Source organism: Afipia massiliensis, from assembly GCF_014203115.1.
Classification (GTDB): Bacteria; Pseudomonadota; Alphaproteobacteria; order Rhizobiales; family Xanthobacteraceae; genus Afipia; species Afipia massiliensis.
The window spans coordinates 587,340-602,151 of sequence record NZ_JACHIJ010000003.1 but is presented as its reverse complement, the minus strand read 5'-3'; the positions used below and the strand labels follow the sequence as shown (position 1 = coordinate 602,151).

Annotated in this window: 17 protein-coding genes; 2 read left to right on the top strand and 15 right to left on the bottom strand. The window is 61.8% G+C overall.

Annotation, left to right across the window (positions count from 1 at the left end):
* Positions 1-156: 156 nt before the first annotated feature.
* The 15 genes from ureG to urtA form a co-directional block, all read right to left on the bottom strand.
* On the bottom strand, positions 157-798 hold the full coding sequence (gene ureG / locus HNQ36_RS12465; RefSeq protein ID WP_184085466.1) for an urease accessory protein UreG: 642 nt from the start codon (positions 796-798) through the stop codon (positions 157-159).
* A 13-nt stretch (positions 799-811) separates the two neighbouring features.
* Positions 812-1,543, bottom strand: coding sequence for an urease accessory protein UreF (locus HNQ36_RS12460; protein WP_184085963.1), 732 nt, complete (start codon positions 1,541-1,543; stop codon positions 812-814).
* Entirely contained in the window at positions 1,524-2,126 is a 603-nt protein-coding gene (locus HNQ36_RS12455) for an urease accessory protein UreE (protein WP_184085464.1), read from the bottom strand. Before HNQ36_RS12455 ends, HNQ36_RS12460 begins: the two co-directional genes overlap by 20 nt.
* Positions 2,127-2,136: 10 nt before the next feature.
* On the bottom strand, positions 2,137-2,436 hold the full coding sequence (locus HNQ36_RS12450; protein ID WP_184085462.1) for a putative quinol monooxygenase: 300 nt from the start codon (positions 2,434-2,436) through the stop codon (positions 2,137-2,139).
* Positions 2,433-2,732 (bottom strand): putative quinol monooxygenase, encoded by a 300-nt coding sequence (locus HNQ36_RS12445; protein ID WP_184085460.1) that lies wholly within the window; start codon positions 2,730-2,732, stop codon positions 2,433-2,435. Before HNQ36_RS12445 ends, HNQ36_RS12450 begins: the two co-directional genes overlap by 4 nt.
* A 41-nt stretch (positions 2,733-2,773) precedes the next feature.
* A complete protein-coding gene (gene ureC, locus HNQ36_RS12440) occupies positions 2,774-4,489 on the bottom strand; it encodes an urease subunit alpha (protein ID WP_184085458.1) in 1,716 nt (571 codons plus the stop codon).
* Positions 4,490-4,513: 24 nt separating this feature from the next.
* Positions 4,514-4,867: a GFA family protein gene (locus tag HNQ36_RS12435; protein ID WP_184085456.1), complete on the bottom strand. Its 354-nt coding sequence runs from the start codon at positions 4,865-4,867 to the stop codon at positions 4,514-4,516.
* Positions 4,864-5,169 carry an urease subunit beta gene (locus HNQ36_RS12430; RefSeq protein WP_184085454.1) on the bottom strand — a complete coding sequence of 102 codons (306 nt, stop codon included), beginning with the start codon at positions 5,167-5,169 and terminating at the stop codon, positions 4,864-4,866. The genes HNQ36_RS12435 and HNQ36_RS12430 overlap by 4 nt, the downstream gene beginning before the upstream one ends.
* 9 nt (positions 5,170-5,178) lie before the next feature.
* The gene (locus tag HNQ36_RS12425) at positions 5,179-5,481 is read right to left on the bottom strand and encodes an urease subunit gamma (RefSeq protein ID WP_184085452.1); all 303 of its coding nucleotides are present in this window, start codon (positions 5,479-5,481) and stop codon (positions 5,179-5,181) included.
* A gap of 45 nt (positions 5,482-5,526) precedes the next feature.
* The gene (locus HNQ36_RS12420; protein WP_184085450.1) at positions 5,527-6,363 is read right to left on the bottom strand and encodes an urease accessory protein UreD; all 837 of its coding nucleotides are present in this window, start codon (positions 6,361-6,363) and stop codon (positions 5,527-5,529) included.
* A gap of 142 nt (positions 6,364-6,505) precedes the next feature.
* Entirely contained in the window at positions 6,506-7,201 is a 696-nt protein-coding gene (urtE, locus tag HNQ36_RS12415) for an urea ABC transporter ATP-binding subunit UrtE (protein ID WP_184085448.1), read from the bottom strand.
* A gap of 142 nt (positions 7,202-7,343) precedes the next feature.
* Entirely contained in the window at positions 7,344-8,105 is a 762-nt protein-coding gene (gene urtD, locus HNQ36_RS12410; protein ID WP_184085446.1) for an urea ABC transporter ATP-binding protein UrtD, read from the bottom strand.
* Positions 8,106-8,109: 4 nt separating this feature from the next.
* Positions 8,110-9,291 carry an urea ABC transporter permease subunit UrtC gene (urtC, locus tag HNQ36_RS12405; protein ID WP_184085444.1) on the bottom strand — a complete coding sequence of 394 codons (1,182 nt, stop codon included), beginning with the start codon at positions 9,289-9,291 and terminating at the stop codon, positions 8,110-8,112.
* Entirely contained in the window at positions 9,288-10,844 is a 1,557-nt protein-coding gene (gene urtB / locus HNQ36_RS12400; RefSeq protein ID WP_430641369.1) for an urea ABC transporter permease subunit UrtB, read from the bottom strand. The genes urtC and urtB overlap by 4 nt, the downstream gene beginning before the upstream one ends.
* Positions 10,845-11,006: 162 nt before the next feature.
* Positions 11,007-12,326 (bottom strand): urea ABC transporter substrate-binding protein, encoded by a 1,320-nt coding sequence (gene urtA / locus HNQ36_RS12395; RefSeq protein WP_184085440.1) that lies wholly within the window; start codon positions 12,324-12,326, stop codon positions 11,007-11,009.
* A 533-nt stretch (positions 12,327-12,859) separates the two neighbouring features.
* On the opposite strand from urtA, the gene HNQ36_RS12390 reads away from it, so the two are divergent.
* Both HNQ36_RS12390 and infA read left to right on the top strand, forming a co-directional pair.
* Positions 12,860-14,290 carry a DEAD/DEAH box helicase gene (locus HNQ36_RS12390; RefSeq protein WP_184085438.1) on the top strand — a complete coding sequence of 477 codons (1,431 nt, stop codon included), beginning with the start codon at positions 12,860-12,862 and terminating at the stop codon, positions 14,288-14,290.
* Positions 14,291-14,330: 40 nt separating this feature from the next.
* The gene (gene infA, locus HNQ36_RS12385; protein WP_019199878.1) at positions 14,331-14,612 is read left to right on the top strand and encodes a translation initiation factor IF-1; all 282 of its coding nucleotides are present in this window, start codon (positions 14,331-14,333) and stop codon (positions 14,610-14,612) included.
* Positions 14,613-14,812: the final 200 nt, after the last annotated feature.

The window sequence follows — 14,812 nt, the reverse complement described above, 5'->3', positions numbered from 1 at the left end:
ACGATTCCAAGCAGAATCGCGCCAAGAAAGACGCCGCTATAGTCCCTGCCATGTGCTGCCAAGAGTGACTGTTTCATGCAGGGCTAACACGCCCGCCACGCGAGCGTTCCTGACAATATCAATGCAGCATGGCGTAGCGGCTGTGCAGAAACGCAGTCAGTTCGCCGCTTCAGGAACCGCGGCCCGAAGGCCGCCCTTCACCTCGATGAAGCGGATGATGCGATCGAGGCCTTCGCTCTTTTTCAGGTTGGTCATGACAAACGGCCGTTCCCCCCGCATGCGCTTCGCATCGGTGTCCATTTTCTCGAGCGATGCGCCGACATGCGGCGCCAGATCGATCTTGTTGATCACAAGCAGATCAGATCGCGTGATCCCCGGACCGCCCTTGGAGGGAATCTTGTCGCCGGCCGCGACGTCGATCACATAGATGGTCAGATCCGCCAGTTCCGGCGAGAAGGTTGCCGCAAGGTTGTCGCCGCCGGATTCGATCAGCACCAGATCGAGATCGGGAAACTTCACCCGCATGTCGGCCACCGCCGCGAGATTCATCGAGGCGTCCTCGCGGATCGCCGTATGCGGGCAGCCCCCCGTCTCCACACCGGCGATGCGATCCGGCGTCAGCGAGCCGGATCGGACCAGAAACTCCGCATCCCACTTGGTGTAGATGTCGTTGGTGATCGCCGCGATCTCGTAACGCTCGCGCATCGACTTGCAGAGCAGATCCATCAGGGCGGTCTTGCCGGACCCGACCGGGCCGCCGATGCCGACGCGAAGCGGGCCGTTCATGCTGGTGCTCATGGCAAAACCTCTCTCAAGATCGAAACAGCCTGGTGTATTGCGCTTCATGATGCATGCTGGCGAGATCGGCCCGGAACGTCGCGCTCGCGAGATCATCGAGCGACGCATCGAGCGATTTCTCTGCGGTCGCTGCGATTACAGGCTCAAGCGCTGCCAGCGCGCGCTGGCTGTCGGTCTGGCCCAGCGGGATGAGACGGACACCGGCTGAAATCCAGTTAGATGTCGTCGCGTGCAGAAAGGCGTGCAGCGTCAGAGGCAGTGGAATGCGATGTCCCGCCGCGAGCACGCCGACAGCGACCGGATAAGCGACCGGACCAGTCACATGCGATGCCAGGAGATCGAGCGTCTCGCAATTCCAGGCTGCGCGGGCGATTTCGACAAAGGCGCGGCCCTGCGCTGTCGTTTCGAGATGCCGCTCGCGCGACGGCACGAACGCCGCGGCGAGTTCGGCGACATCATTCAACATCCGCCCGTCTGTCGCGGTCGCAGCCCGGTAGGCATGGCAGAGGAATGTGCCATCACAGAAACCCGCGCCCTCCAGCAGCATGGTCGCGAGCCACTGCTGCAACGTTGTCATGCTGGTGATGTCACCCGCCTCAACCGCCCACTCGATGCCGCTGGAATAGGAGAACGAGCCGACCGGAAACGACGGCGACAACCACGTCATCAGCCGAAACAGCGCAGCCGATTCCTCTACCTCGAACGCGAGGTCGCCCTGACCGCGCTCATTTGTGGTCATGAGCATGGGCGTGACCGTGGTGATCGTGATCACACTTGCCGTCACCATGATCGTGATGCGCGTGATCGTGGCTACCGTGTTTGTGATCACCATGATCGTGGTGACCATGATCGTGGCGGTCGTGATCATGATGATCATGACCATGCGCGGCATGGCCGCCGCCGGCATAGGCGCCGCCTTCCGGATCGAACGGCGCTTCGATGACGATGACGCGCGCGCCAAGGCCGCGTACCATGTCCTCGATCACATGATCGCGGCGGATGCGAAGGCCCTTGCCGACGATCTGCGTCGGCAGGTGCCGGTTGCCGAGATGCCAGGCGACCCGCACGAGATGATGCGGATCTTTGCCGCGAATTTCCACCAGCGGCTCCGGCGCCGCCACCACCTCGATCAGCCGCCCGTCGTCCAGCACCAGCGCATCGCCGCCGCGCAGCGCGACGGCTTCCTTCAGGTCCAGCAGGAACTCCAGCCCGCGCGTACCGGTCATCACCATCCGCCGCCGGTGCCGGTCGTCGAAACCGAGAACCACCGTGTCAGCGGCGGCCTCGGTCCAGCGAATCTGCGGGCGAACCTGCGTTGCGCGGATCATGGTGATGACCTCATAGCTTCTGTACTTTGCCGCCGCTGATGATCTCGATCGCGGTCGGCGATGCTTTCATCGGCGCGGACAATTCGCGCCATGCCTTCAGATGCGGCGCACGGCTGTGTGCCGTCAGGTCGTCCCGCGTTTCCCAGCGCTCGACGAAAACAAAGACGTCGGGATCGTTCACGCTGGCATGAAGCTCGTAGGAGATGCAGCCCTTCTCCTTGTGCGTCTCGGCGATGCAGGTTTTCGCGCCGGCGATGAAGGCCTCGCGGCCTTCCGGCTTCACCTTGGTGGTGGCGACGACGTAGATCATCGGACCTCCACATTCGCCGGCGTGATGACCTCGATCTTCGGCGGCGCGGCGAGGCAGTTCACAACGACCCGTCCGAACGTTTTCATGTGTTCGGCCTTACGATGCGGCACCAGCGCCTCGGCGCTTTCCCACTGCTCGACGAACACCAGCTTGGTGGGATCGGTCACGCTCTCGTGCAGATCGTAAGCGATGTTGCCGGCTTCCTTGCGGGTCTCGGCGATGCAGGCTTTTGCCGCGGCAATCATGTCCGCACGCGTCTCAGGCTTGATGGTCAAAGTCGCAACAACGTAGATCAAGGTATCCTCCCGGCTTTTGTTGTCTCGTCAGGGCCGGAACCCTAGTACATGAAATAGCGCTGCGCCATGGGCAGCACCTCTGCGGGCGCGCAGGTCAGCAATTCGCCGTCGGCGCGCACCTCATAGGTCTCGGGATCGACCTCGATGTTCGGCGTCGCGCCATTGTGAATCATGCTCTTCTTGGAGATGCGGTCGCGGGTGTTTGAAACAGCATACAGCTTCTTGTCGATGCCGAGCTTCCTGGCGAGCCCGCCGGTAATCGCCGCTTTCGACGTGAAAACCACCGACGATGCGGTCAGCGACTTGCCGTAGGCCGCGAACATCGGCTGGTAGTGTACCGGTTGCGGCGTCGGGATCGACGCGTTCGGATCGCCCATCGGAGCTGCCACGATGGAGCCGCCCTTGACGATGAGATCCGGCTTCACGCCGAAGAACGCCGGCGACCACAGCACGAGGTCGGCCATCTTGCCCTTCTCGACCGAGCCGATCAGCTTGGAGACGCCGTGCGCGATCGCCGGATTGATGGTGTACTTCGCGATGTAACGCTTCACGCGGAAGTTGTCGTTGTCCTTGCCCTTGTCTTCCGGCAGCGAACCGCGCTGCTTCTTCATCTTGTCAGCGGTCTGCCAGGTGCGGATGATAACCTCGCCGAGACGACCCATCGCCTGACTGTCCGACGACAGCATCGACAGCGCGCCGAGATCGTGAAGAATGTCTTCCGCCGCGATGGTCTCCTTGCGGATGCGGCTCTCCGCAAACGCCAGATCTTCCGCGATTGACGGATCGAGATGATGACAAACCATCAGCATGTCGAGATGCTCGTCGATGGTGTTGCGCGTGAATGGCCGAGTCGGATTGGTCGATGACGGCAGCACGTTCTTGAGGCCCGCAACCTTGATGATGTCTGGCGCATGTCCGCCGCCCGCGCCCTCGGTGTGGAAAGCGTGAATGGTGCGGCCCTTGAAGGCCTTGATGGTGTCCTCGACAAAGCCCGACTCGTTCAGCGTGTCTGAATGCAGCATCACCTGAACATCAAAATCGTCGGCGACCGACAGACAGTTGTCGATGGCGGCGGGCGTGGTGCCCCAGTCTTCATGGAGCTTCAACGCGCAGGCGCCGGCCTTGATCATTTCCACCAACGCGGCAGGCCGCGAGGCGTTGCCTTTGCCCGAGATGCCGAGATTGACCGGGAACGCGTCGAACGACTGGATCATCCGCCCCATGTGCCACGGTCCTGGCGTGCAGGTCGTCGCGAACGTGCCGTGCGACGGACCGGTGCCACCGCCGAGCATCGAGGTGACGCCGGACATCAGCGCGTGCTCGATCTGCTGCGGGCAAATGAAATGGATGTGCGAGTCGAACCCCCCGGCGGTGAGGATCTTGCCCTCGCCTGCGATGATGTCGGTGCCGGGACCGATCACGATGGTGACGCCGGGCTGGATGTCCGGATTACCGGCCTTGCCGATGGCGGAGATCATACCCTCCTTGATCGCGACGTCGGCCTTGACGATGCCCCAATGGTCCACGATCAGCGCGTTGGTGATGACGGTGTCAGCCGCGCCCTGCCTGTTGGTCACCTGCGACTGGCCCATGCCGTCGCGGATCACCTTGCCGCCGCCGAACTTCACCTCCTCGCCGTAGACGGTGAAATCCTTCTCGACCTCGATGATCAAATCCGTGTCGGCAAGCCGCACGCGGTCGCCGGTGGTCGGACCGAACATGTCCGCATAGACGGAGCGGGAGATTCTGGTGGCCATTGCTGATCTTTCAGTATTTCTTGTTCAGTATTTCTTGCCGTCGAATTTCTTCACATTCAGGGAATCGAGATCGATATCGTCGAGGCAACGCACGTTGACCGCGACCATCTCGGCCCCATTCGGCGCCTTGCCGTTCGCGAACGACTCAACCCCGCACGTCGTGCAGAAGCGATGCTGAATGATGCCCTTGTTGAATTTGTACAGGGTCGTCGCATCTTCGCCCGACAGCAGCTTGAAGTTCTCCGCCGGAACGAATGTCAGCAGCGTGCCGAGCTTGCCGCAGCGCGAGCAGTTGCACGCGATGACCTCGCCGATCTCGCCGGACATCTCATAGCGAACCTTGCCGCACTGGCAGCCGCCAACATATGTGTGCATCACAGTTTTCCCATCACATCGCCACGGAACCCGTAGATCGTGCGCTTGCCTGCCACCGCAACGAGAGTGACCTCGCGCGTCTGTCCCGGCTCGAATCGCACTGCTGTGCCGGCCGCAATGTCGAGCCGCATGCCGCGTGCCTTCTTGCGGTCGAACTTCAGCGCCGGATTGGTCTCGAAGAAATGATAATGCGAGCCGACCTGGATCGGCCGGTCGCCGGTGTTCGCCACCGTCAGGGTTACCGTCTTGCGCCCCTTGTTGAGCTCGATCTCGCCGTCCTTGATGAAGAGTTCACCGGGGATCATCTGAATTCCTTACCGAATGGGTTCGTGGACGGTGACGAGCTTCGTCCCATCCGGAAACGTCGCCTCCACCTGAATGTCGTGGATCATCTCGGCGATCCCATCCATGCACTGCTCGCGGGTGATGACTTCGGCTCCAGCCTTCATCAGGTCGGCCACCGTGCGGCCATCGCGCGCGCCTTCAACGATGAAATCCGAGATGATCGCGATGGCTTCCGGATGATTGAGCTTGACGCCGCGCTCGAGACGCCGCCGCGCGACGATGGCGGCCATGGAGACCAGGAGCTTGTCCTTTTCACGGGGAGACAAATTCATGCGTGCGGTACCCGGTTTTTCCTGAAGCGAATTGAGTGAGGTTCGTTAGTTGAGCCAGAGTCTCGGCAAGCCCGAGGGGCTCACACATCCCAGCACTTTCATCATATCGGCGCGAAGCCGCGCCGCATCTTGTGCGCAGAAGCGCGCCATTGCAAATCCGTTCCATGCCGAGACGCCAACTTCCGCACCGAACGCGCCGGACATTTCGCGGATGCGCTCGACCATCGCCTCGTCGCCCGGCACGATCAGCGCCGTGCCGATGGCGACGCCGCCATTCGCAACCGCGCGAGCGGCAAGTTTGCCGGCAATGTCGCCGTCGAGCCGGATGGTTTCGGCAAAGGCTAGCTTGCCGCCGATCCGCAGACGCCAGCGATCAACAAAGCTTCCGCGTGTCATCACTTCGCCCATGGCCGCGCGGCCGAACACAACGATTTCGCAAAGCAGAAGCGACGCATCCTGCGCCAGATCAATATCGATCCGCCGCGACACGCGCGCTTGATCGAACAGAATGGTTTCCTGCGGCAACCAGGCGAGCCGCGCGTCGGCACCGGCGCGCAACGCGATGTTGACCTGGGCATCCGGACCGTGGGAGCGATAGACCTTCTCGGCGGCGGCTGTGGTCACGGTCAGATGCGCGCCCGCCTCCGCCGCGATGTCGATGTCGAAGCGGTCGCCGCCTGCGATGCCGCCGGCCGTATTGACGAACACGGCGGAAAGTCCCTGCTGCTCCGGCGAGGGAAACCGCACGCGCAGGGAGCCGGCTTCATGCAGCTCGCGCCGCCGCGTCGCGCCGTCCTTCACATGCACATCGAACTTGACCGCGCCAACCGCCCGGTTGGCCGCGAAGGTCTCCGCCGACGACGATATGATTCCGCTCTGCATCTGGTCCGTCATCCTGAGGTGCGAGCTTTTGCGAGCCTCGAAGGATGGCGGGTCAAGAAGCGCCTTCGCCCTTCGAGGCCTCCGCTACGCTCCGGCACCTCAGGGTGACGGCACGAAGCGCATCTACTTAACGTCATCATACTCACAGCGCCATCTGACGGCTGATCTCGGCGGGATCGAGATTGCTGCGATCGCAGGTGAACTTGACCGCTCCCCGATCCATGACGGCAAAATTGTCGCCGAGCTCGCAGGCAAAGTCGAGGTATTGTTCGACCAGAACGATGGCCATGGTGCCGAGGCTGCGCAGATAGGAAATGGCGCGGCCGATGTCCTTGATGATGGACGGCTGAATGCCTTCGGTCGGCTCATCCAGCAGCAGCAGCTTTGGCCGCATCACCAGCGCACGGCCGATGGCGAGCTGCTGTTGCTGCCCGCCGGACAGGTCGCCACCGCGCCGGCCCAGCATGGTCTGCAGGACGGGAAACAGCGAAAAGACATCGTCGGGAATGGTGCGGTCGTCGCGCTTGAGCGGTGCAAATCCGGTCTTGAGGTTTTCCTCGACGGTCAGCAACGGGAAGATCTCGCGCCCCTGAGGGACGAAGGAAATGCCTTTGCGCGCACGCTCATAAGGCTTCAGGCCTCCGATGTTGGCCCCGTCGAACGTGATCGACCCGTCCTTGATCGGATATTGCCCGACCATCGCGCGCAAAAGGCTGGTCTTGCCGACGCCGTTACGCCCCAGCACGCAGGTCACCTTGCCGGGCTCGGCCGCCAGCGAGACACCGCGCAGCGCCTGCGCCGCGCCGTAGTAGAGAGTGATGTTGTTGACGTTCAGCACTGAACTACCTCGCGCATCCTGCTCTCTCGTTCGTCATGGCCGGGCTCGTCCCGGCCATCCACGCCTTGATTACAAGGAAGAAAGACGTGGATGCCCGGCACAAGGCCGGGCATGACGGCGTGTGTTGCGCAAATCATCACCATCATCTTCCCAGATACACTTCGATGACGCGCTCATTGGACGACACCTGATCGAGCGTGCCTTCCGCGAGAACCGAGCCTTCGTGCAAACAGGTGACGCGCACGCCGAGTTCGCGCACGAACGTCATGTCATGCTCGACGACGACCACCGTCTTGTCCTTGTTGATCTCTTTGAGCAGTTCGGCGGTCTGATGCGTCTCCACATCGGTCATGCCCGCCACCGGCTCGTCCACCAGAAGAAGCTTCGGATCCTGCGCCAGCAGCATCCCGATTTCGAGCCATTGCTTTTGCCCATGCGACAACGCACCGGCAAGGCGGTCGCGTGAATCCTTCAGACGAATGGTCTCCAGCACCCGGTCGATGCGTTCGCTTTCACTCGGAGTCTCGCGCCAGAACAATGTCCCGCGCACACGATGATCGACATTCAGCGCCAGCAGCAGATTGTCCTCGATGGTCTGGCTTTCGAACACGGTCGGCTTCTGGAATTTCCGGCCGATGCCAAGTTCGGCGATCTGCGTTTCATCGAGGCGCGTCAGATCGATCTTGCCGTCGAACAGCACATCGCCCTCATCCGGCTTGGTCTTGCCGGTGATGATGTCCATCATCGTGGTCTTGCCGGCCCCGTTGGGACCGATGATGGCGCGCATCTCGCCCGGCTCTATGGTCAGCGACAGGTTGTTGATGGCGTGGAAGCCGTCAAACGACACATGCACGCCGTCGAGGTAGAGCATGGCCGATGTGGCGCGGGTGTCCATAACGTTCATGTGCCTACTCCGCGAGACCTGGTTTGGCGAGCCCAGGTTGGATAACTCCGTCTTCGGCCGCGGCGCTCGCCGCGTTGGCGTCAAGCTGGTCCTGCCGCTTGCCCCACCAGTCCTTGATGGTGCCGACGATGCCCTTGGGCAGCAGCAGGGTCACCAGAATGAACAGCGCGCCCAGCATGAACAGCCAGTACGGCGCGAGGACACCGGAGGTGAATACGGTCTTCGCGTAATTGACGACAATCGCACCCAGCGCCGCGCCGGTCAGCGTGCCGCGGCCGCCGACCGCGACCCAGATCACCGCCTCGATGGAATTGCCCGGCGCGAACTCGCCGGGATTGATAATGCCGACCTGCGGCACATACAGCGCACCGGCCACACCCGCCATGCAGGCCGACAGCGTGAACACGAACAGCTTGTAGTTCTCGACGCGGTAGCCGAGGAACCGGGTGCGAGACTCCGCATCACGGATGGCGACCAGCACCTTGCCGAGCTTCGAGGTCACGATCATGCGGCAGATCAGGAACGCCACCGCCAGTGCGAGACATGACAGCACAAACAGCGCCGCGCGTGTCCCCTGCGCCTGCACGTTAAAGCCGAGAATGTCCTTGAAGTCGGTCAGGCCGTTGTTGCCGCCGAAGCCGAAATCGTTGCGGAAGAATGCCAGCAGCAATGCATAGGTCATCGCCTGGGTGATGATCGACAGATACACGCCGGTGACGCGCGAGCGGAACGCCAGCCAGCCGAAGCAGAAGGCGAGCAGTCCCGGCACCAGCAGCACCATCAGCGCCGCGAACCAGAACATGTCGAAGCCGTACCAGTACCACGGCAACGCCTTGTAATTCAGGAACACCATGAAATCCGGCAGCACCTGATTGCCGTAGACGCCGCGCGACCCGATCTGCCGCATCAGGTACATGCCCATCGCGTAGCCGCCGAGCGCGAAGAACGCGCCGTGGCCGAGCGAGAGGATGCCGCAATAGCCCCAGATCAGATCGATCGAAAGCGCGAGGATGGCGTAGCAGAGATACTTGCCGAACAGCGCCATCAGATAGGTCGGCACCTGCAACGGCGACGATGCCGGCAGCATCAGGTTGGACAGCGGCACGAGAATGCCGACCGCCGCGACGATCAGCAGAAAGATTGTCGCGCTCTTGTTGAGCGAGCGGGTGAGAAAATACGGCGTCATGCTTCCACCGACCGGCCCTTGAGCGCGAACAGGCCGCGCGGCCGCTTCTGGATGAAGAGAATGATCAGCACCAGAATGGCGATCTTGCCGAGCACCGCGCCCGCGACAGGTTCGAGGAACTTGTTCGCCATGCCGAGCGTCAGTGCGCCGACCAGCGTGCCCCAGAGATTTCCGACGCCGCCGAACACCACGACCATGAAGGAGTCGATGATGTAGCTCTGTCCGAGATTGGGGCTGACGTTGTCGATCTGCGACAGCGCCACGCCGGCGATACCGGCGATGCCGGAGCCGAGGCCGAAAGTCAGCGCATCGACGCGCGAGGTCGCAATCCCCATCGACGCCGCCATGCGGCGGTTCTGGGTGACGGCGCGCATTTCAAGCCCGAGACTGGTGAAGCGCAGCATGGCAAGCAGGATGAAAAACACCGCGATGGTGAAGACCACGATCCAGAGCCGGTTGTAGGTAATCGTCATCTGGCCGATCTCGAACGCACCACTCATCCAGGACGGATTGCCAACCTCGCGATTGGTCGGGCCGAACATGGTCCGCACCGCCTGCTGCAGCACCAGCGACAGTCCCCATGTCGCGAGCAGCGTCTCCAGCGGGCGGCCGTAGAGGAATCGGATGATGCTGCGTTCGATTGCGACGCCGATCAGACCCGCCACTAGGAAGGCGAGCGGCACTGCAATCAGCAGCGAGTAGTCGAACAGAGCGGGATTGGTGGTGCGGATCAGTTCCTGAACCACAAAGGTCACGTAAGCGCCGATCATCACCATCTCGCCGTGCGCCATGTTGATGACGCCCATCACGCCGAACGTAATCGCAAGGCCGATGGCAGCCAGCAGCAAAACCGAACCAAGCGACAGCCCGTACCACGCGTTCTGCGCGGTGGCCCAGATCGCAAGCTTACTCTGAATCGAGCTGATCGCGGCAGCCGACGTTCGTGCCAACGCAGACGACTGGTCGGCAGGAAGCCCGGTGAGAATGGCCAACGCGTCCTGATCGCCGCGCTCGCGGATCACTGAAATCGCGTCGAGCTTGTCGGCCTCGGAGGCATCCGGCTTGAACAGGATAATGGCGGCTTTCGCTTCGGCAAACGCCCGCTTCGCGCCGCTGTTGGTTTCCTTCTGCAAGGCACCCTCGATCACCGGCAGGAACGCTGCGTCATGGGTCTTGAAAACGGACTGTGCCGCCTGAATCCGCTTGGCGGGATCAGGCGACAGCAGCGTCAGTCCACCGAGTGCCGCTTCGACGGTGCGGCGCAAGCGGTTGTTGAGACGCACGGAGGCTGCGCCCGATGGCGCCGTCGCGGCCTCGCCGGTCGCGGCATCGGTGATCTTGCCGGCCTTGTCCTTGACGAAGACTTTCTTGCTCTGCGGATCGGCCAGCAGACGGCCGTCCTGAAGCGCATCGATGATCGGGAACGCGAGCGGGTTGCCGCTGGTCGCAAGCGACCCGACGGCGGCCTCGGTATCGGAAAATGAATCATTGGCGAACTGGGCAACGGCGTCTTCAAACGGACCGGCCAGAACCGGTGCGCCCGAGACGAGAATGAGCACCAGCGCGATCACCGTCGCACGAAAGCGATTGAGAGAAATGGAAAGCACGTGACAACCCCGGCAGAGGTGAGAGGAAGGCGGCGACTGCCGCCGCCTTCCTAGTCGTTCAGGTCAGAGCGCGATGCGTCTTGGATGCATCACGCCACGTGACGTTGCTCAGGAGCCCTGACCACCGCACTTGTTGGTCTTGGTGTTGAAGTTGCCGCACTTCTTGCCGACCCAGTCGCCGATCAGGTCCTTGGAGCCGTCAAGCTCCTTCGACCACGCATCGCCGGCGACGAGGCCAGGCGTCTTCCACACCACGTCGAACTGGCCATCGCCTTTGATTTCGCCGATGAACACAGGCTTGGTGATGTGATGGTTCGGAAGCATTTCCGAAACGCCGCCGGTGAGGTTCTTCGCCTTGATGCCCGGCAGAGCGTCGATCACCTTGTCGGCGTCAACCGCGCCCGCCTTCTCGACAGCCTTCACCCACATGTCGAAGCCGATCACGTGCGCTTCCATCGGATCGTTGGTCACGCGCTTCGGATTCTTGGTGTAGGCCTGCCACGACTTGATGAAAGCGTCGTTCTCGGGCGTCTTGATCGACTGGAAGTAATTCCAGGCGGCGAGATGGCCGAGCAGCGGCTTGGTGTCGATCCCGGCGAGTTCTTCTTCACCGACCGAGAACGCAACGACCGGAATGTCGGTCGCCTTGATGCCCTGGTTGCCGAGCTCCTTGTAGAACGGAACGTTGGCGTCGCCGTTGATGGTCGAGACCACCGCCGTCTTCTTGCCAGCCGAACCGAACTTCTTGATGTCGGCCACGATCGTCTGCCAGTCACTATGACCAAACGGCGTGTAGTTGATCATGATGTCTTCGGCCTTGACGCCCTTCGACTTCAGATAGGCTTCAAGAATCTTGTTGGTGGTGCGCGGATAGACGTAGTCGGTGCCGGCCAGAACCCAGCGCTGCACCTTTTCTTCCTTGGCGAGATAGTCGACCGCAGGGATTGCCTGCTGGTTTGGCGCCGCACCCGTGTAGAACACGTTGCGCTCGCTCTCCTCGCCTTCATACTGAACCGGATAGAACAGGATCGAGTTCAATTCCTTGAACACCGGCAGCACGGACTTGCGCGACACCGAGGTCCAGCAGCCGAACACCACAGACACCTTGTCCTTGGTGATCAGTTCGCGGGCCTTTTCCGCGAACAGCGGCCAGTTGGACGCCGGATCGACCACGACGGCCTCGAGCTTCTTGCCGAGAACGCCGCCTTTCTTGTTCTGTTCATCGATAAGGAACAGCACCGTATCCTTCAGCGTGGTTTCACTGATGGCCATGGTTCCGGAAAGCGAATGAAGGACGCCGACCTTGATGGTCTCCTGCGCCTTTGCTCCGCCAACCGTGACGAGACCCAAAAAAAGACCCGCAGTTGCGGCCAACCATTTACGGCGGCTGAACGGTGCAACTGCAGCGCTGTTGAAATGCGTAAACATGCGATGTCATCTCCCTGACGCAGACGTGAAACGCTCTGCGACGGCTCACCGGCCGCCGGCGTTAAGGGAATCGCAAGAACTATGCCATGGCGTAGATTTGACTAAACATCTGATTTTAAAGAATAAAATTCATCGAACGGGAAAAACGCATCTTTGCTGCCTCGATTCTAAGCAGCCAAGCTGACGTCCCCTTCGGCACTTGCATAATAAACGATCAGAAAATTCGCCATGTCTAAAATTAAAGCAGGTTTTTGAGGGCAGAAAGGTCAGTCTAATGGCGGGTCTCGTCGCCTGCCCGAGGCCGACCTTAGCGATTTTACCTTGAAAGCGCCGTGTTCCTGTTCCATATGGAGCGCACGACCTTGAGAATCATCGGGTCTTTGCGAGCCGCGTGTACTGATCCCGTCAAACGGTTTCTGGCTTGCCCCTTCAGCTAACCAAAACCGACGCCCCAGACACGCGGGTGTCTCCGACACCCGCCCGCACCTGGCATTCCGCCGGGCGCGCGTTGCGACTCATAGAAAGATACCCTTTTGACCTCCTTCCAGGATTTCGGCCTCGCCGATCCAATCTCGCGTGCCCTTAAAGAAGAAAATTACGTCACGCCCACCCCCATCCAGGCTCAAACCATTCCCATCGCGATCACCGGCCGCGACGTGATCGGCATTGCGCAAACCGGCACCGGCAAGACCGCGTCGTTCGCGCTTCCGATCCTGCATCGCCTGCTGGAAAACCGTATCAAGCCGCAGCCGAAAACCTGCCGCGTGCTGGTGCTGAGCCCGACCCGCGAACTGTCGGGCCAGATCCTCGAGAGCTTCAACGCTTACGGCCGGCACATAAAGCTAACCTCGGCGCTGACGATCGGCGGCGTCCCGATGGGTCGCCAGGTCCGTTCGCTCATGCAGGGCGTCGATGTGCTGGTGGCAACACCGGGCCGTCTGCTCGACATGGTCCAGGGCAACGCCCTGAAACTCGGACAGGTCGAGTTTCTTGTGCTCGACGAAGCCGACCGCATGCTCGACATGGGCTTCATCAACGACATCCGTAAAATCGTCGCCAAGCTGCCGGCCAAGCGTCAGACCTTGTTCTTCTCGGCCACCATGCCGAAGGACATCGCCGACCTCGCCGAGCAGATGCTGCAGAATCCGGCGCGCGTCGCCGTGACGCCAGTAGCGTCCACAGTGGAGCGCATCACGCAAAAGGTCCTGCAGGTCGATCACTCTGCAAAGCCCGCCATTCTGGCGCAGATTCTCAAGACCGAGCAGGTCAACCGCGCGCTGGTGTTCACCCGCACCAAGCACGGCGCCGATAAGGTCGTGAAGGGCCTGGTCAAGGCAGGCATTCCCGCCGAAGCCATTCACGGCAACAAGTCCCAGAACCACCGTGAGCGCGTGCTGGCGGCGTTCCGCACCGGCGACATCCGCACGCTGGTCGCCACCGACATCGCCGCCCGCGGCATCGACGTCGATGGCATCAGCCACGTCATCAACTTCGACCTGACCAACGTGCCGGAAACTTACGTCCACCGCATCGGCCGCACCGCGCGTGCCGGCGCGGACGGCACCGCGATTTCGCTGGTCGCCGGCGGCGAGGAGCTTGGCTACCTGCGCGACATCGAAAAACTGATCCGCGTCACCCTGCCGAAGGAAGATCGCCGCACGCCGGGACATCAGCAGCGCTCTGCCGCAGCCGCTCCTGCCCAGCATCGTCCGGGTCGTCCCGGGGCGAATGGGCACAACCCGCGTTCCAACGATGCCGCTCCCGGATCGAAGGGTCCGCGCCGCCGCCGCCGTCCCGGCGGAGGTATGCCGCAGTCCGACCGGCACGAAGCTGGCCGTCATGAACAATCTCGGCCATCGCAAAATGCCAAGGGTGAGGGTATTCAGGGGGTAGCTTTCCTGCACCGTGAAAGCCGCCCAGCGCAGAACCAACCGAGGCGCGACCAGCGCCCGCAGCGCTCGTAACCGGATATTCGACACCTAATTAGAGGACTTGGAGACCCCTATGGCCAAAGAAGAGCTGATCCAGTTCGAAGGACTGGTGACCGAAATTCTTCCCGATGCGCGGTATCGCGTCCAGCTCGATGCCGGACACGAGATCGTCGCCTACACCGCCGGGAAGATGAAGAAGAACCGCATCAAGACACTGGCGGGCGACCGGGTGACCATCGAAATGTCGCCTTACGATCTCGAAAAGGGCCGCCTGATTTTCCGGCACAAGGACGAGCGCGCCGGCAGCGGCCCTCCCCGCGGCACCCCGCCGCGCGGACAGTTTCGCCGCAGGTAAACGGGGCTCTTCCCCGCATCTCTACGGATCGCGCACGGCACGCGTCATGCGCGATCCAAAGCTCCCGGGGCACGCTGGGCGGGCATCAAAAATCCGCACCCGTCAGGATTGTTTTGGGGCCCATTTTCACGTAATATTGAGAGATCGATCTTCGGCCGGACGACATAGCTATCCACCGGTACAGCCGGTTTAGACGCTGA

Bases quoted from the DNA above. Each gene is read 5' to 3' on its own strand.
- urtD (WP_184085446.1), bottom strand. From the start codon at position 8,105: ATGAACGTTATGGACACCCGCGCCACATCGGCCATGCTCTACCTCGAC.
- urtA (WP_184085440.1), bottom strand. From the start codon at position 12,326: ATGTTTACGCATTTCAACAGCGCTGCAGTTGCACCGTTCAGCCGCCGT.
- ureC (WP_184085458.1), bottom strand. From the start codon at position 4,489: ATGGCCACCAGAATCTCCCGCTCCGTCTATGCGGACATGTTCGGTCCG.
- HNQ36_RS12455 (WP_184085464.1), bottom strand. From the start codon at position 2,126: ATGATCCGCGCAACGCAGGTTCGCCCGCAGATTCGCTGGACCGAGGCC.
- HNQ36_RS12460 (WP_184085963.1), bottom strand. From the start codon at position 1,543: ATGCTCATGACCACAAATGAGCGCGGTCAGGGCGACCTCGCGTTCGAG.
- HNQ36_RS12430 (WP_184085454.1), bottom strand. From the start codon at position 5,169: ATGATCCCCGGTGAACTCTTCATCAAGGACGGCGAGATCGAGCTCAAC.
- urtC (WP_184085444.1), bottom strand. From the start codon at position 9,291: ATGACGCCGTATTTTCTCACCCGCTCGCTCAACAAGAGCGCGACAATC.
- HNQ36_RS12425 (WP_184085452.1), bottom strand. From the start codon at position 5,481: ATGAATTTGTCTCCCCGTGAAAAGGACAAGCTCCTGGTCTCCATGGCC.
- HNQ36_RS12420 (WP_184085450.1), bottom strand. From the start codon at position 6,363: ATGCAGAGCGGAATCATATCGTCGTCGGCGGAGACCTTCGCGGCCAAC.
- ureG (WP_184085466.1), bottom strand. From the start codon at position 798: ATGAGCACCAGCATGAACGGCCCGCTTCGCGTCGGCATCGGCGGCCCG.
- HNQ36_RS12450 (WP_184085462.1), bottom strand. From the start codon at position 2,436: ATGATCTACGTCGTCGCCACCACCAAGGTGAAGCCGGAAGGCCGCGAG.
- infA (WP_019199878.1), top strand. From the start codon at position 14,331: ATGGCCAAAGAAGAGCTGATCCAGTTCGAAGGACTGGTGACCGAAATT.